The sequence below is a fragment of the Tannerella forsythia genome, from assembly GCF_003860135.1.
Taxonomy (GTDB): Bacteria; Bacteroidota; Bacteroidia; order Bacteroidales; family Tannerellaceae; genus Tannerella; species Tannerella forsythia_A.
Genome location: NZ_RQYN01000002.1, coordinates 45849 through 63697, shown reverse-complemented (window position 1 = coordinate 63697; position 17849 = coordinate 45849). Strand labels below are relative to the sequence as shown.

The 17849-nt window shown below is 49.4% G+C and carries 15 protein-coding genes; 6 read left to right on the top strand and 9 right to left on the bottom strand.

Annotated features, from left to right (window positions below; genetic code table 11):
- Positions 1–7 precede the first annotated feature (7 nt).
- Both EII41_RS00950 and rsmH read right to left on the bottom strand, forming a co-directional pair.
- Positions 8–355 carry an FtsL-like putative cell division protein gene (locus EII41_RS00950; RefSeq protein ID WP_124750288.1) on the bottom strand — a complete coding sequence of 116 codons (348 nt, stop codon included), beginning with the start codon at positions 353–355 and terminating at the stop codon, positions 8–10.
- A 1-nt stretch (position 356) separates the two neighbouring features.
- Complete coding sequence (gene rsmH / locus EII41_RS00945) at positions 357–1274, bottom strand: 16S rRNA (cytosine(1402)-N(4))-methyltransferase RsmH (RefSeq protein WP_124789056.1); 918 nt, start codon at positions 1272–1274, stop codon at positions 357–359.
- Positions 1275–1635: 361 nt separating this feature from the next.
- Between rsmH and EII41_RS00940 the strand changes: the two genes are divergently transcribed.
- Positions 1636–2463 carry a 1-acyl-sn-glycerol-3-phosphate acyltransferase gene (locus tag EII41_RS00940; RefSeq protein WP_124789055.1) on the top strand — a complete coding sequence of 276 codons (828 nt, stop codon included), beginning with the start codon at positions 1636–1638 and terminating at the stop codon, positions 2461–2463.
- A gap of 4 nt (positions 2464–2467) precedes the next feature.
- Entirely contained in the window at positions 2468–3442 is a 975-nt protein-coding gene (locus tag EII41_RS00935) for a GNAT family N-acetyltransferase (protein ID WP_124789054.1), read from the top strand.
- A gap of 276 nt (positions 3443–3718) precedes the next feature.
- On the opposite strand, the gene rpiB is transcribed toward EII41_RS00935, so the two are convergent.
- The 7 genes from rpiB to guaA form a co-directional block, all read right to left on the bottom strand.
- A complete protein-coding gene (gene rpiB / locus EII41_RS00930) occupies positions 3719–4162 on the bottom strand; it encodes a ribose 5-phosphate isomerase B (protein WP_124750292.1) in 444 nt (147 codons plus the stop codon).
- Positions 4163–4171: 9 nt separating this feature from the next.
- Positions 4172–6205: a transketolase family protein gene (locus EII41_RS00925; RefSeq protein ID WP_124789053.1), complete on the bottom strand. Its 2034-nt coding sequence runs from the start codon at positions 6203–6205 to the stop codon at positions 4172–4174.
- Positions 6206–6540: 335 nt separating this feature from the next.
- Positions 6541–8025, bottom strand: a complete 1485-nt coding sequence (locus tag EII41_RS00920; protein ID WP_124750294.1) for an acetyl-CoA hydrolase/transferase family protein — start codon at positions 8023–8025, stop codon at positions 6541–6543.
- Positions 8026–8084: 59 nt separating this feature from the next.
- A complete protein-coding gene (locus tag EII41_RS00915) occupies positions 8085–8747 on the bottom strand; it encodes an HAD family hydrolase (protein ID WP_124789052.1) in 663 nt (220 codons plus the stop codon).
- A gap of 246 nt (positions 8748–8993) precedes the next feature.
- The gene (locus EII41_RS00910; protein WP_124750296.1) at positions 8994–9920 is read right to left on the bottom strand and encodes a YitT family protein; all 927 of its coding nucleotides are present in this window, start codon (positions 9918–9920) and stop codon (positions 8994–8996) included.
- 69 nt (positions 9921–9989) lie between these two features.
- Complete coding sequence (locus EII41_RS00905) at positions 9990–10277, bottom strand: hypothetical protein (RefSeq protein ID WP_124789051.1); 288 nt, start codon at positions 10275–10277, stop codon at positions 9990–9992.
- A complete protein-coding gene (gene guaA, locus EII41_RS00900; RefSeq protein WP_124750297.1) occupies positions 10264–11784 on the bottom strand; it encodes a glutamine-hydrolyzing GMP synthase in 1521 nt (506 codons plus the stop codon). Before guaA ends, EII41_RS00905 begins: the two co-directional genes overlap by 14 nt.
- 107 nt (positions 11785–11891) lie before the next feature.
- Between guaA and EII41_RS00895 the strand changes: the two genes are divergently transcribed.
- The 4 genes from EII41_RS00895 to EII41_RS00880 all read left to right on the top strand — a co-directional run bounded on the left by EII41_RS00895 (position 11892) and on the right by EII41_RS00880 (position 17592).
- Positions 11892–12788 (top strand): hypothetical protein, encoded by an 897-nt coding sequence (locus EII41_RS00895; protein WP_124750298.1) that lies wholly within the window; start codon positions 11892–11894, stop codon positions 12786–12788.
- A 98-nt stretch (positions 12789–12886) separates the two neighbouring features.
- Complete coding sequence (locus EII41_RS00890) at positions 12887–13774, top strand: sugar phosphate isomerase/epimerase family protein (protein WP_124789050.1); 888 nt, start codon at positions 12887–12889, stop codon at positions 13772–13774.
- Between the two features lie 218 nt (positions 13775–13992).
- Positions 13993–15939, top strand: a complete 1947-nt coding sequence (locus tag EII41_RS00885) for a DUF3857 domain-containing protein (protein WP_185711793.1) — start codon at positions 13993–13995, stop codon at positions 15937–15939.
- Between the two features lie 18 nt (positions 15940–15957).
- On the top strand, positions 15958–17592 hold the full coding sequence (locus tag EII41_RS00880) for a DUF3857 domain-containing protein (RefSeq protein ID WP_124789048.1): 1635 nt from the start codon (positions 15958–15960) through the stop codon (positions 17590–17592).
- The last annotated feature ends 257 nt before the right edge of the window (positions 17593–17849 follow it).

Genomic DNA, 17849 nt, shown 5'->3' with positions numbered 1-17849 from the left:
ATAACTTTTATTTCTGTATGATGTAAGGAGGTGTCTGAGGACTTTCCAGATCCAGCCCCCTTTCTTTTACCAACAATTCAATCTGCGACAGACGATTGTTTCCTGTCAACTGTCCCGAAATAGCCAACGATTCGTATTTCACATCTTTCAGCTCCTGCTGCAACTTATCGATTTCGCGCAGTTTCAGCAAACACGTATAGCGATTGCTGATAAATACAAACATCAAACCGACGATTAGTACGATCAGTTTCGTATGCCTGACAATGAAATCTTCTTTCAGAATACCTCCTCCCAGAATATAGAGCGGAGATAACTGCCGTTTTTTTTTCGGATTTATTTTGTTTGTTTCACTCATGTCATGTTATTTTTTCTGCGATCCGTAATTTCGCGCTCCGAGCACGAGGATTCCTGTCGATTTCCGCCTCCGAAGGTGTGATCACTTTATTATTTATCAAACGGAAAGGACTTAGCCGGTTGCCGAAAAAATCCTGTTTGTTCTCCCCCTCGAAATTGCCACTCCGCATAAAATGCTTCACCAGCCGATCTTCGAGCGAATGGTACGTGATAACAACCAGTCGCCCGCCCGGCTTCAGAACTTTCAAGGCCTGCTGCAACATCTCCCGCAAAGCATTCATTTCATCGTTCACCTCGATACGTAGGGCTTGAAAGACCTGTGCCAAAAACTTTTTCTCTTTTTCTTTACGAACGAATGGCTGTAACCGCTCGAGCAATGTCTGGCTTGACACGATCGGTTGCTCGCTACGTGATCGAACCAAAAGTGAGGCTATTTTTCGCGCCTCCTTCAACTCCCCGTAATGATACAGCAGATCGCTTAGTTTTTCTTCCGGATACGTATTGAGAACATCAAAAGCCGTTTGTCCCGCACGATTGTTCATCCGCATGTCCAAAGCCTGATCGAAGCGAAAAGAAAACCCCCGCGCCTCGTTGTCGAAGTGATGGGACGATACGCCGAGGTCAGCCAAAAGTCCATCGATCTGTGATACGCCGTGATAACGAAGGAAGTTGGACAAATAACGGAAATTACTGCGAACAAAAACAAAACGACGGTCGTCCGGAATATTCGCTTCCGCATCGGCATCCTGATCAAACCCGTAAAGTCTTCCTTCCTCACCCAGACGGCTCAGAATACCACGACTGTGCCCGCCGCCTCCGAAAGTGACATCGACATAAACACCCGAAGGCCGAACGGCTAAGCCGTCCAGACTTTCATCGAACAAAGCCGGGATATGATAAATGCTTTCTTTTTTGTTCATTCTCAATGTCTTTTCGCAAGCGATCAATTTGCAAACACTCTTAACAAGCCGTAAAAGTACACATTCTCAAGAATTTGCTAACCGTTTGAGAAGGAAAGTTTTCAACAACCCCATTTTTCTCCGGTAAGTAGTTTCGCAGAATGACGTCGTCGTACCGATTTCAAGGCTTTTTCCGCGGAAACGACACACGTTGCCGCCGCAGAACATATACTCCCAGATACTTTCGGAAGTTTCACATAACCATTCAACCCATAACGACACGCCTGCAACGTCGACATCTTACTTCCTCATCAGAAGAAGAACACAAAAAAACAGCGAAAAAGTGCTTTTATAAGCGGCATCTGCTTATCTTTGTCGGTCGATGGAAGCACAAACACCAATCATCGATGTGCGCCGCGTCTTACGTGAGAAAGCGCCCCGAACTTCGAAAAAAATTCCTGCATGTGTCGTGAATTATCTGATTCGCACGATTCATCAGGACGAATTGAACTGTATCCTCAAACGCTACGCCGCCCTCGACGGTGTGGCTTTCATGGATGCGCTGATCCGCGAATTCGATCTGACCATGCGCCTCATCGGCGAAGAGCATCTGCCGTCACCGGAAGGACGATACCTCTTCGTGTCGAACCATCCGTTAGGCGGGCTGGACGGCATTTGTCTGACAGCGCTGCTGGGCAAACGATATGGAGAGCAGATCCGTTGCCTCGTCAACGACCTGCTCCTGTTTATCCCGAACCTGCGCTCTATTTTTATCCCGATCAACAAGCACGGCGCCCAAACGAAAGAAGCCGCTTTACGACTCGATGAGGCTTTCACCTCCGACCGTCAGATACTCACTTTCCCGGCCGGCCTCTGTTCACGCAAACAAAACGGACGTATCGAAGACACGGAATGGAAAAAATCCTTCGTGCGAAACGCCGTTAAATACCATCGAGACGTAGTCCCCGTTTTCTTCGAAGGGCGTAACTCCGACTTCTTCTATCGTCTGGCACGTATCCGCAAGCGACTGGGCATGAAAATGAATCTTGAAATGCTTTATTTGCCCGACGAAATGTTTCGGAACAAACATCAAACATTTCATGTTTATATAGGAAAACCAATCCCCTGGCAAACGTTCGACGGGAGTAAGAAACCCGCTGAATGGGCTGAATGGGTCAAACAGAAAGTCTATCAGTTGAGCGAAAAATAAACGTATGCAGAAAATTATCCGGCCGGTCGAAACGGCCTTGCTGAAAAAAGAATTGACTCCGGAGAAACGATTGCGGCGGACGAATAAATCGGACAACGAAATCTATATCGTGACGGCACATGACTCTCCGAACATCATGCGCGAAATCGGACGTCAACGCGAAATCGCTTTTCGTCATTACGGCGGAGGTACGGGAAAATCGGCTGATATCGACGAGTTTGACACCATGGAACATGGCTACCGCCAACTGATTGTTTGGAGCCCGGAAGACGAGCAAATACTGGGGGGCTATCGTTTTCTCTTCGGGTCGGATGTACAATACGATACGGCGGGAAAACCCATTCTGGCTACGGCACATCTGTTTCATTTTTCGAAACGTTTTTTGGCCGATTACCTGCCTTATACGGTTGAACTGGGACGCTCGTTCGTTTCGCTCGATTATCAGGCAACGCTCGGACGAACCAAAGGGATTTTTGTTCTCGATAACTTGTGGGACGGATTAGGCGCATTGACCGTCATCGATCCGGCCATGAAATATTTCTATGGAAAAGTCACGATGTACACGACCTACAACGTCGAAGCGCGAGATATGATTCTATACTTTCTCCGCCTGCATTTCCCTGACCCCGACCAATTGGTTGAGCCGATCTCCCCCCTACAGACGGGAATGGACGAAGAAAAAATGAAGCAACTTTTCTGCCACGATCATTTCAAAGACAACCTCAGAGTGTTAAATCACGAAGTGAGGAAATACGGTATCAATGTCCCTCCCTTAGTCAGTGCGTATATGAGCCTTTCGCCTAAGATGCGCACGTTCGGCACAGCCATCAACCGCGAGTTCGGCAATGTCGAAGAAACAGGCATCCTGATTGCCACCGACGAGATTCTGGAAGAAAAGAAAAAGCGTCATATCGAAACATATCTGAACGAAATGACAAGCCGTAATACTCAACAAAATTCGATTTCGGATACGGATTGAGGGCCATTTCGTCCTCCATTGATAAGAAAATATCTTAAGGAAGCGATCCTTCATCTTAAGGAAACGATCCTTAACCTTAAGGAAGCGTTCCTTCATCTTAAGGAAGCCATCCTTAACCTTAAGGAGATGTTCCTTCATCTTAAGGAAACGATCCTTAACCTTAAGGAAGTGTTCCTTCATCTTAAGGAGACGATCCTTAACCTTAAGGAAGCGTTCCTTTATCTTAAGGGCGTGTAAAAACGAAATGTTCTTACACACCGTCCTCAAGAATACGTTTTAAAACGGCTCCGGAATTTTATCGATACGCCGCTGATGGCGTCCGCCGTCGAATGAAGTCGAGAAAAAGATATCGGCCATGGCTTTGGCTTCGTCGGGAGTGATGAAGCGTGCCGGCAACACCAGAATATTGGCATCGTTGTGCGCGCGCGTCAGCCGTGCCATCTCGTTGTTCCAGCTAATGGCCGCCCGAATCCCCTGATGCTTGTTCAATGCCATGGCAATTCCGTTGCCCGTACCACAGAGTGCTATCCCACGATCTACCTGCGCCGCTTCGACCGCTCTGGCCAGCAAATGCGCAAAGTCGGGATAGTCGCAACTCTCTTCCGAATGAGTTCCAAAGTCGTGACACGTATATCCTTTAGCTTCCATGTAATCCAACAATGTGTTTTTAAGGACAAACCCCGCATGGTCGCTTGCAAATCCGATCGTTTTTGTCTCCATCTTACGACTTTACTTGTTCAGCATCTTTTTCACCAACCGACACACGTTTTCACCCGTATAGCCCAGTTTTTTGTCGAGCACCTTATACGGTGCCGAGTAACCGAATTCGGGTAATCCGTGAATAACTCCGTTATCGCCTACCAATCCTTGTAATGTAACGGGCAATCCCGAAGTAAGACCGAATCGTCTAACTCCTTTGGGTAGGACATGCTCTTGGTAATCGGCCTTCTGTTCGCGAAACAGTCCTTCGGACGGCACCGACACAACCCGCGTTTTAACACCCGCTTTCGTTAGTTTAGCCGCCCCCTCGACAAGGGTAGCGACTTCCGATCCGCTGGCCAGCATCACCACGTCGGGCTTACCTTCGCAGTCGCTGACAATATATCCGCCTTTCACTATCTGGCGGGCTTCTTTACGACGATTACCGCTTGCGGCCGGCAGGTTGACGATATCCTGACGAGAGAGCACGAGCGCGGTCGGACGATTTTCTTCGAGAGCGATCTTCCACGCGTAGATTGTTTCTTCCGCATCGGCCGGACGCAAAACAACCATCGAGCGTTTGCCCTTGTGATTGTGCAGATGCTCCAATAGGCGCAGTTGGGCTTCGTGCTCAACCGGTTGATGAGTCGGTCCGTCTTCGCCGACACGGAACGAGTCGTGCGTCCATACATAAATGACATGCAGTCGCATCAACGCCGCCAACCGAACGGCAGGCTTCATATAATCCGAGAAGACAAAGAACGTACCGCAAACGGGGATGATGCCGCCATGCAGCGCCATGCCGTTCATGATGCAGGCCATGGTCAATTCACTGACTCCCATCTGCAAAAATTGTCCGGAGAAATCTCCTTTCCGGAAAGCATGCGTATGCTTCAGAAATCCGTCGGTCTTGTCCGAATTACTCAGGTCGGCCGATGCCACAACCATATTTTCAACTTGCTGCGCATAGAGCCCCAGCATCGTAGATGATGCGGCACGCGTCGCAATATGTTCTTTCATCTTAATCGATGAATAGTTGATCTTCGCGAGCTTTCCGCTAAGGAAAAGGTCTAATTTAGCCGATAATTCCGGATGGCCTTTGCGGAATTTTTCTTCGTTCTTTTGCTGTGCCAAAAACCATGTGCGAAGCGCTTTCTTCCGATCGGCATACATTTTTTGCACTTCGGGAAAGATCGCGAACGGCTTCTTGGGGTCACCGCCAAGATTTCTGATCGTCGCATCGATGTCGGCGCCGGCAGCCGAGAGTGGCTGACCGTGAGTCGATACTTTGTCTTCATAGCTTGCTCCCTTAGCATCGACTGCCCCTTTACCCATTACCGTACGACCGATAATCAGCGTCGGACGTTCCTTCTCCTTATTCGCCGCTTGCAATGCTTCGCGAATTTCTTCGACCGAACATCCGTCGATAGAGAGGACATTCCAATTCCATGCCCGATATTTGGCGGCAATATCTTCCGAAGTCACTTCGTCGACTTTGGTCGAGAGCTGGATATTGTTTGCGTCATAATACATGATAAAGTTATGCAGTCCGAGATGCCCGGCTACTCGCCCTACCCCCTGCGAGACTTCTTCCTGAATACCGCCGTCGGAAATATAGACGTACGTTTTGTGAGCCATCCACTCACCGAAGCGCGCCGTCATAAAACGTTCGGCAATCGCTGCACCGAGCGCCATCGCATGGCCTTGACCGAGTGGGCCGGAGGTGTTCTCAATGCCGTGAAGCACATCTACTTCGGGATGACCGGGAGTCTGGCTCCCCCATTGGCGAAAATTTTCCAGTTCTGCGGCAGGCATCAATCCCGCCAACGCCAGAACCCCATACAGCATGGGCGACATGTGTCCGGGATCGAGGAAAAACCGGTCACGATAGGGATAATCCGGCTGATCCGGATTATAATTAAGAAACTCGGCGAAGAGTACGTTTACGAAATCGGCTCCGCCCATTGCACCTCCGGGATGTCCGGACTTTGCTTTTTCTACCATCGATGCGGCAAGAATACGGATGTTGTCCGCCGCACGGTTCATGTTTTTAATTTCGTTCATTATCCTTTGGTCGATTAGTTATGAAGAACTGCATGGCAAAGGTAGATGATTTTTATCAGAAATACTAATCGGCATGTCCTTCACCTTTCCACAGCGAACATATTTTCCTGCTTCATGTCCGATAAAGAAAAATTTTAATCCTCAAAGAGTATCCGTATAGCGCTCTCTTTAACACGAAATCGTTATCATCTCCGGAGAGGTCCGGAAACAATTTTCCCCGCCAATCACACCCGATTGATCAAACAGGTTCATGGCGGGGATTTTTTCAGCCGGTTGCGAAAAGGTGTGTCAAAACACAATGTTATGACACACCGCCAAGCAAGCCGTATCGAAGCTTATGCGAGCTTCACGTTACGCATGTCTCCGCTTTTCGCAAACTCTTTGTGGAACGCGAAGCAACAATCGAGATTCTGTTGCGTATGTCCTTTGATGCCCATGTTGAGGTATTCGTTCAGCAATGGACGATAGTCGGGATGTACGCAGTTGTCGATGATTTCGTGCGCACGCTGTATCGGTGACTTGCCGCGCAAATCGGCCACTCCGTATTCGGAAATAATAATCTTCACAGAGTGTTCGCTATGATCAAGGTGCGAAACCATCGGAACGAAAGCGCTGATTTTTCCGTCTTTCGCTGTCGAGGGCGTGGTAAAGATCGAAAGATATGCCGAGCGCGTGAAGTCTCCCGAGCCGCCGATTCCGTTCATCATCTTCGTGCCCAATACGTGAGTCGAGTTAATGTTGCCGAAGATATCGGCTTCGAGCGCGGTATTGATCGTGATCAATCCCATACGGCGCACAAGTTCGGGATTGTTCGAAATTTCTTCGGGACGAAGCAGAAGCTTATCTTTGAAGAAGTCGAGGCGCGAATAGATTTCTTTCATAGCCTCCCGGCTGACACTCAACGAACAGCCGCTTGCGAACTTGACACGTCCTTCCTCCATCAACTTGATGACGGCATCCTGAATCACCTCCGTATAAATATTGAATGCGGGTATTTCCTTATTCTCGCCCATGCATCCGAGTACGGCGTTGGCCACATTTCCCACACCGCTCTGCAAGGGCAGGAACGATGCCGGAATACGTCCGGCTTTCATTTCGTTTACTAAGAAGTTCGACACGTTACGTCCGATGGCCAATGTCACGTCATCGAGCGGAGCAAAGGTGCTTCCGTCCGGCTCGTTATTCGTTTCGACAATCCCGATGATCTTTTTCGGATCGACCTTGACATAGGGCTTACCGATGCGATCGGACGGTTGATAGATCGGAATTTCGCGGCGTAGCGGCGGATCGGCCGGCTCGTAAATGTCATGCATTCCGCGAATTTCTTTCGGATGAAACCGGTTCAGCTCAATCAGAATTTTATCGGCCAAGCGACAGATCGTTGGAACAATTCCTACGCCCTCCGTCGGGATAATTTCACCATCTTCCGTCACTTCGGCAGCCTCTACGACAGCCACGTCTACTTTGCCTAAAAAACCGTAACGCAACGACTGTGCCAACTCGGAAAGGTGCATATCGAAATACTGAGCGCCGCCGGCATTAAGCAGCGCGCGCATATCCTTATTCGACTGGTAAGGGGTACGGAATTTAACGGCCTGGGCACGCGCCAATGCTCCGTCGAGGTGGTCGCCGGTCGATGCGCCGGTAAACATACCGATTTGAAAAGGATTTCCTTTACGATGCTCTTCTTCCGCTCTTTTAGCAATGGCTTCCGGAATAACTTTCGGACAGCCCGCGGGCGTAAATCCGCTGAATCCGACGTTGTCGTCGTTGTTTACATACGAGGCAGCCTCTTCGGCCGTGATGAATTTAAATGACATGATATTCTTCTACTATTTATTGGGTTAATGTTCTTATGGGGGCAAAGATAGCAATAATATCAAACCGAGGCAATGATTTGGAGGATTTCTTCCGCCGTGTGCGCCACATGCTGTGCGCCACATGCATTCAACTCGCTAAGAGGACGGAATCCCCATGTTACGCCCACCGACGTCACACCGGCGTTTTCAGCAGTCTGCATATCCACACCCGAATCACCCACATAGAGCGTCTCGGCTACCGACCGACCGGTAATTTTCAAAATATTGCGCACGATGGTCGGGTCGGGCTTGACCGGCACCCCTTGACGTTGACCGAAGACAGCAGCAAAACGAATCTCCGGGAAATAAGCGCGCACAAGCTTTTCCGTTGCTCGCTGATACTTGTTCGACGCTACCGAGAGTACAATTCCTTCGGTCTGTAACGCAGCGAGGAGATCGGAAACTCCATCGTACGGACGCGTGTAGTCGGCATTATGCTCATCGTAATAAGGAAGAAAAACTTCACGGACACGCAGAATGTTATCCTGTGTTCGCTCATCTTCGGGCAAGGCACGCTCAAACAGCTTGTTGATGCCGTTCCCGACAAAATATTTGTAGGCTTCGACAGGATGGGTCGGAAAGCCCGTCTGTTCGAGGGCATGATTCGTACTGTGCGCAAGGTCTGCAATCGTATCGAGCAATGTGCCGTCGAGATCGAATATAACGGATTGAATTTGTTTCATAAATGTTGTTGCTGATTTTTTTATCGGGCAAAGATACAAGGTGATTTTTTAACTACTCCTTTCGTCATGCGCTTTGATCAGGGCAATCGGGTCAAATGCCTTTGTTTGAATTGAACATGGCCTTTTTTAAACGCAAAGGTCTCCATTCATACAGAAAACAAAAAGACGGAGGAGAGCAGGATAATACAGTGAATAGTGACTGCTGAAAGCAGACCACCGACCGCTAAATGACGGCAGAATTCGGGTTTATGCCTGTTTCTCCGCAGGAAGATCGGTCGGTTTCTTTTTCTTGACTTTCAGGTGGTCGAACCCTTGGCCATAAACCCCGATGACGGCACTCTGCGAAATGAATGCGTGGGGGTCGATGTCGTTGATAATACGGAAGATGGTTGTCGATTGCCGTTTCTTGGCCAGCACGAACATCATCTTTTGCGGCTGTCCGGTGTACATCCCGACGGTATCGATCACCGTCACCCCGCGATGCATCGCATTGATGGCGCGGCCGATTTCTTCGTATCGTTTGGAGATGATAAAAAACTGCACGGACTGACGTGCGCTGTTGACGATCTGATCGAGCATAAAGCTGCATACATATAGCGTTACGAAACCGTAAACCACTTTTTCCCAATCTTTCAGCACAAAATAACTGGATGTAATAATGATCGTGTCGCAGATCATCATCACCCGCCCCAATGTAATGTCTCTGTATTTGTTGATGATGGCGGCCACAATATCCGTTCCTCCCGCGCTGCCGTTAGCCGAGAAAGCGATACCCAACCCGCATCCGCAGAACGAGGCGCCCAGCACGCAGGCCATAAAAGGCTGATCTTGCAATAATCTCATGCCCTGAGTCAACGCCTGTACGACCGTCAAAGCAGACGTCAGCATAAAAACGCCGTAAACCGTCTTGATACTGAACTTCCATCCCAGAATTTTAATCGAAAGCAATAATAAAAAGATATTTACTCCGAAATACACATACTGTACTTTCAGTCCGGTAGCAAAATAGACGATGGAGGCAATACCGGGCACGCCGCCCGTCACGATATCGTTCGGGAGTAGGAACACCGTCCATCCGATGCTGTAAAGCACCATCCCCAAAGCAATCATTAGATAGTCTTGCACTTCTCTGGCTATCACCTGATTCGATCTTATCGACGTAATAGGATTCATGTTGATGTTTTTCTTAAATGGCTGCAAAATTAGCAAAGATTCGCAAACCGCCTGCGAAAAATGAAAAGTTTACTCCGCGCGCAGTATGCAGGCTTCATAATGACCTGTTCTTTGGTTTTGAATATCCGATTTTTTTAGTTCGGCATCGGACCTTTTTGCTTCGACATCGGACCTTTTTGCTTCGACATCGAACCTTTTTGCTTCGGCATCGGACCTTTTTGCTCGGATATCGGACCTTTTTGCTTCGACATCGAACCTTTTTGGTTCAACATCGAACCTTTTTGCTTCGACATTGAACCTTTTTAGTTCGGCATCGGACCTTTTTGCTCGGATATCGGAATTTTTACTCCCACTCAATCGTTGCGGGCGGTTTCGAACTGATGTCATAAACGACTCGATTCACGCCTTTTACCTTGTTGATGATTTCGTTCGACACCTTGGCCAGAAACTCGTAGGGCAGTTGTGCCCAGTCGGCCGTCATGGCGTCGGTCGAGGTTACCGCGCGCAGAGCGATCGTGTTTTCGTAGGTGCGTTCGTCGCCCATTACGCCTACCGACCGTATCGGCAGCAGAATAGCGCCGGCCTGCCATACCTTATCATACAGTCCCCATTCGCGCAGCAGGGAGATATACACGTGGTCGGCTTCTTGCAAGATGTGTACTTTTTCCGGAGTGACGTCTCCAAGGATGCGTATGCCCAAGCCGGGGCCGGGGAACGGATGGCGTTTAAGCAGGTGCGGCATCATCCCTAATTCGGCGCCGACGCTGCGCACCTCGTCTTTAAAGAGCAGGCGCAGAGGCTCGACGAGTTTCAGTCGCATCTTTTCGGGCAGCCCTCCCACATTGTGATGGCTCTTGATGACCGTTCCGGTGATGGAGAGCGATTCGATTACGTCGGGATAAATCGTTCCCTGGCCGAGCCATTGAATGTCTTCGAGTTTATGCGCTTCTTCATCGAACACCTCGATGAAGTTCTTACCGATAATCTTCCGTTTCGTTTCCGGATCGCTTACACCGGCAAGCTCCTTGTAAAACTTTTCTTTTGCATCGACCCCGATCACATTCAGTCCCAAGTGTTCGTAATCCTTCAATACGGTCTCGAACTCGTTTTTGCGAAGCAGCCCGTGATCGACGAAAATGCACGTCAGGTTTCTGCCGATGGCTTTGTGAAGCAGCACGGCCGTTACGGACGAGTCGACGCCGCCCGAAAGCGCCAGAATTACTTGATCGTTGCCGAGCATGTCTTTCAACTCCTGTACGGTCGATTCGATGAACGAAGCCGGCGTCCAGTTCTTTTTGCATCCGCAGATGTTCAGAAAATTATCCAGCAGTTTCGTGCCGTCGGTCGAATGAAATACTTCCGGATGGAACTGTACGCCCCACGTCTGTTCGCCCTCGATGTGAAAAGCGGCAGCTTCCACATCGTCCGTACTGGCAATTACCCGAAACGTTTCCGGCAGGCGGGTAATCGTATCGCCGTGCGACATCCAGACTTGTGTTCCCGTAGCGATTCCGTGAAGCAGCGGGTCGTTCGTGTCGAGCGACGAGAGATGCGCCCGACCGTACTCGCGCGAGTCGGCCGATTCGACACTCCCTCCGCTTGTGGCCGAGAGAAACTGCGCTCCGTAACAGATACCCAGCACAGGATACTGTCCACGGATGGCGCTCAGGTCGGCCTTGAAAGCCTCGGGACTATTCACCGAATAGGGGCTTCCGGAGAGAATCACCCCTTTGACGCCCGAAGCATCGGACGGAAATTTATGATAAGGCACGATTTCGCAATACGTGTTAAGCTCTCTGATGCGACGACCGATAAGCTGCGTCGTCTGCGAACCGAAATCCAGAATGATAATTTTTTCGTACATAATCGTCTAAAGCTGATTTTAGGTCGCAAAGGTAAGAAAAATTGTCATTGACCAATGGTTAATAGCCGAACTTTCTTATCTTTGTCCCCCGAATAGATTGTTTACGTATGAATTCGGAAGAAAAAGAAATCAAGAAAAAAACATTTTTGATCATGGCCATCGTCATCGTGCTGCTGGCACTCGTCGCCGTGGGCTATGTCATTTATCACCAGCGGCAGCAGATGGCAGACATGGCCGAAATGTTCGCGCTCGAAAAAGAAGAACTTTCCGATGAATATGCCGAACTCTCCCTTCAATACGAAGGATATAAATTCAGCGTAGGCAACGATTCGCTCGTAGCGCTGCTGACCACCGAACAGATGAAGGTGCAACGACTGATGGAGGAGCTTCGCACGGTCAAGGCGACGAATACGCGACGCATCACGGAGTTGAAAAAAGAATTGGAGACGCTCCGGAAAATCATGCGGAATTATGTCATACAAATCGATTCGCTGAATGCCGAAAACGGACGCCTGCGCAACGAAAACGAACGGGTGACGCAGCAATACCGCCAGGCCACATCGGCGGCCGCCCAACTAACGCGTGAAAAAGAAAAACTTACCGAACGCGTAACGCTGGCCAGCCGCATGGACGCCACCGCCATACACATACGCCCCGTAACTTCGCGCGGCAAGGACGCCAAAAAGATCGACAAAATCGCGCAACTCGTACTTACGTTCCATCTGGCTAAAAACATCACGGCTCCGGTGGGAGAGAAGAATATCTATGTACGTATCATGCGTCCGGACGATGATATCCTGACTAAACCCAACTCCGGCGTATTTGCCTTCGAGAACAAGCATATTTCCTACTCCATGATGAAGACGATCGAATATGAAGGCGAGGAGTTACCCGTAACGATGTATTGGGATGTAGCCGAATACCTCTCGCCCGGAACTTATCGTGTCGATATCTTTGCCGATGGCAATCTGATCGGTCGCAAATCGTTTACGTTGCAAAATTAAACGACAAACGGCTTTTTTTGCACATTTTTTTACGTCATATCAGAATTATCTGTTACTTTTGCAAAGAATATTCATCAAACTTTAAATTTTAATTCGTGATGCAAAACAGACGTGATTTTATCAAACGAGCTTCCTTATTGCTCGCAGGCGGCATGGTAATGCCGAAACTTTTAACTTCTTGCAGCGGTGGCGCTGCTGCCGGATCTTCCAAGTATATCGGTCTGCAACTCTATTCGTTGCGTGATATGGTAAAAGATGCCGGAATTCAGAAAACACTTGAAACCGTCGCCAAGATGGGCTACAACAACTTGGAAACAGCAGGGTATAACGACGGCAAAATCTACGGATTGGAGCCGGCCGAGTTTAAGAAAATGGTCGACGATTTGGGAATGAAAGCGACAAGCGCACATCTCGGACGCGAATTGAGCGGCGACTACGAAGCCGATATGGCTTGGTGGAGTAAAGCTGTCGACACGCACAACGCAGCCGGATTCAAATACATGATCATGCCGTGGGCTCCGCTGAAAGGCGAACAGGCGACCCTCGACAATATCAAACGCTACGCCGACTATTTCAGTGAGATCGGACTCAAAACGGCTGCTTCGAGTATCCGCTTCGGTTATCACAACCATGATTTCGAATTCAAAGGCAAGATCGATGAAACGCCCGTATACGACCTGCTTATGGAGCATACCAGCGCCGACCATGTCTGCTTCGAGCTCGACGTGTATTGGGTGAAAAAAGGCGGATACGATCCGGTGGACTACATGAAGAAATATCCGAAACGCATCCAATTGCTGCATATCAAAGACGAAACAGCGATTGGTACACAAAATGTGGTAGATTATAAAGCCGTGTTCGATCAGGCTTATGCCGCGGGCGTCATTAAAGATTGGTATGCCGAAATCGAACGATATGACGGCATGCCCGAAGAAGATGTCAAGAAAAGCTACGACTACCTTGCGGCTGCCGACTTTGTGAAGTAAGTAAAAACGAGTTCCGTTTTCAGCCTTGCGGTTATGGGAGCATTGAAATTCGGTCATTGTGTTCCGATATTGCTTTTCCGATAAACAGAGTAGGGGATGTGTCAAAAACAAACGAGCGTTTGAGGCACATCCCCTACCTATCTTTTTGTCTCCATTGACTCGTCGTGTAGGCTGTTGTAATGCAATTTTAGGATCGATACAAAAATAAGAAGAGGATGATGAGAAAAATGATTATCGCGCTGATGGCCGGATGTTGCTTGCCGGTCATGGCGCAAAGCTGGCTCCCTCTCCAAGAGCTGGCTGCCAGACAAGCCGATTGGAAAAAACACGAGGCCGTCGCATTGCTCGACAGCATCGGAGTTGTCGTAGCCGACAACGGGTCGGGGAGTTTCACGATTCGTCAGGTCGTGCAAGTAAAAAACAAAGCGGGAGCGCTGAAATACCGGGTGATCAAATACGATTACGATCCGTTGACGGCCTTTGCCGAGTTCAGCCGTGCAACGGTTTATAAGGCCGATGGGTCGCAACGTTCCATCGATGTGAGTCAGGCTTGTGACTATGCGGCGCCGGCGCGTGCCATCTACTGGGGGGCACGGCAGATTATGCTCGAAGTCGGCGCGCTCGACGCCGGCGATATCATCGACTACGAAATCAGCAAGAAAGGTTTTACCTATGCCCTGCTTGCAACCGACGACGAGGAGCGCTTCGTTCCGCCTATGCGCGGACAGTTCTACGATATCGTACCGTTCTGGGTGACGGTCCCGACCGTTTCGAAAATCTACACCGTAGACATGCCTCGTACGAAGGAAGTACAATATGAGTTTTATCAGGGCGAATGCCGCTCGTCAGTGCGGCTCTCCGGCGATCGTAAAGTATTGAGTTTCTCCGTCGCCGACGCACACCCTTTTGTAAAAGAACCGAACATGGTCGATCTCTTCGATGTGGCGCCCAAACTGATGATGTCTTCTACCCCCGAATGGAAAGACAAATCGCTTTGGTTTAACAAGGTGAACGAAGATTACAACAGTTTTGCCCCCGACCCCGAAGCTCAAAAGAAGGTCGACGAATTGTTACGCGGAAAAAAGACCGAGATGGAAAAAATCGCTGCGTTGACTCACTGGGTGGCCGACAACATACGCTATTCCGGCATCTCGATGGGGAAAGGCGAAGGCTATACGCTGCATACGACGAAAATGAACTTTACCGACCGCTGCGGGGTCTGCAAAGACAAGGCGGCCCTGCTGATTTCGATGTTGCGGATGGCCGGCTTCGAGGCTTATCCGGCTATGACGATGGCCGGTTCACGCATCGAAGCGATTCCGGCCGACCACTTCAATCATTGCGTGACAGTCGTGAAGCTGTCCAGCGGACAATACATCCCTCTCGACCCGACGTGGGTGCCTTTCCTGCGCGAGCTCTGGTCAAGCGCCGAACAACAGCAGCATTACCTGCCCGGCATTCCTGAAGGATCGGGCTTGCTGGAAACGCCGGTATCGCCTCCCGAAAATCATTACTTCAAGCTTTCGGCGCGTACTTCGCTCGATGCCCATGGAACGTTGCGCGGCGAATTTACGGTGACTGCCGAAGGACAATCCGACGGTAGCGTGCGCCGTCCTTTCACGCGAGGTTTTATGACCAACTGGCGACAAGCGATGGAGAACGAACTGCTGCAAGTGTCGCCGCAAGCTCGTATGGTGAGCGTAGATTACGGCACCAATCCGAAAGACTATATGGCCGGACCGATACGTATCACGATGAAATTCGAAATCCCCGATTACGCGCTTACGGGCGACGGGGTGCTCATGCTACGCCCCATCTGCGGACGACTGTATCAGGGTACGCGTACGTACCTGCGCATCGATACGGACCGGGAGGAACGCCGTTATGCGTTCAAAGACGCCTGCTCGCGTCTGGTAGAACTGAAAGAAACGATGACCATTCCGGCAGGATATACCCTGCGCGGCGAAGCAAAAGAGCAGAAGCTGGCAAGCGAGGTTGCCGACTTCAACGGTTCGTTGAGTCAGCAAAACAATAAGGTGAACATCAATCATCAGCTGACATTGCGCAAGCGCGTATATGACGCGGCAGACTGGAAGGGTTTCCGCACAGCCGTCAAAGCGCATAAAGACTTAGCCGACGAATGGTTGATTTTTGAAAAGAAATAAACGTAAATACAACACAAGATGAAAAAATACAATCTACTGATCATCGGCTTGCTTGCTGTTGTTACGGCCATGGCGCAGCCGGAAGCGGTTTTCGATAAAATCGTTAAACAATATACATGGAACAGAGACGGAAGTATGACTTTCCGATACCGGAAAGAATTGAAACTGAACACGCATTTCGCATTCAATAATTTATACGGTGAAACATTTATTGTCTATAATCCGGAGTTCCAGGCCTTGAAAATCAATGAATCTTACACGAAGCAAGCCGACGGAACGGTAATCCGTACCCCCGACAATGCCTTTAACGAAGTGCTGCCGTCTTTCGCGGCCGATGCTCCCGCATATAATCATCTGAAGGAGATGGTCGTTACCCATACGGGACTGGAAGTCGGTGCCACGATCTATCTCGATTATACGCTCACCACCCACGTCGGATTCTATCCCTTTCTCGATGTGGCCGAACAACTACAGGAGCACTCGCCCGTGAAGGATTATCAGGTAGAGATTACGCTGCCGGAGGAAGAGAAACTTACCTATGGCCTGAATGCCTTAAAAGGGGAGCCGACTGTTCGTCAGCATAGCGGCATGACGACGTACGCATGGCATTTCCAACATATTCCGGCTTTTCCGATGGAGTCATATACGGCCGGAAAGGCATCGCCCATGCTTTTCGCTTCGAATGCGGAGGGAGAAAACGGCGTAGCATGGCTCTCGGCAATGAAAGTCGATCCGGAAGCATGTGCTTCGCTTGTTTCTATCTTGCTGGCAGACAGGCAGACGACCGATGAGAAGCGCTCGGAGATCCTGCGTTACGTGGTCGATGAGATCGCTACCGTCCGACTGCCGATCCTCCTGTCTGCCAAGATTCGTCCGCCTCGGGAGGTCTTGCAATCGGCCTACGGTTCACCGTCAGAAAAAGCGACTTTGCTGGCCTCCATGCTACTGGCCGCTGGCCTCGATGCCCAGATTATGATGAGTTTCCCGTCTTTTGCCACGCCGATCGCAGTCCATGCGATTTCCGATATTCGAGTGAAATCCGGTGATCGCTATCTTTCTCCCTCGCGTAAAGACGCGTCTGATCCGGCTCTGCGTGCCACACGCGACCAATTTTGGCAAACCGGAGAAAACGGGGTAGGAGTGATTCAGCTGGACGAAAAACAGATGACCTTAGACTATCAAGTCAACATTGCACTGAATGATACGCTGGCTAATGTGAGCGGCAGCCTGAAAAACAGTGAAGAAGTAACGGACCAAGCCGATTTCAGCCGAAAGAAACCGATTCGACCGACCAACGGTTATACCTTATATATATTACCGACTACCGATAAAGGAATCGACACATGGCGGCTACGACTGAATAGTACACGTACTCAACCGATGGAACTGCCTAACCGCATCAAAGAGTCATGCAGCTATACACTGACCGTCGACGGTTGGGAGGTAGAAACACGCCCTTTTCGGAAAGAAATGAGTAATCCGGTCGGAAAAGTCAGTTTAACGATGGATCGCGAAGATAACCGGTTGATCATTCGCCGTGAAATTGAACTTCAAAAAACGATTATCGAACCGGACGAATATTCTGCTTTCCGCGCATTGGTGCTGCTTTGGAAAAATGATGCGTTCCGCATGTTGATGCTGAAGAAAAAATAAGGCATCGGAGATTTTGTATTTCAAGAGACTACGCCGTTTGTTGAAAGGGCGTAGTCTTTTTGTTTTTCTGCCTGCCAAAATGACCGATGAGAAGTGTTAAAATGAAGCGAAAGCCCTCTTTTTATCGTTAAACGCGGTTAAGTGCCGAATGTAGCCGTTAAAAGTGTTAAAAAATCACCCTCAAAAGGAATAATTGCATCATTTTTGAGTTTTCTTTGTTGTAGAAAAGTGTTAAATTTAAATGTTCAACTAAAATA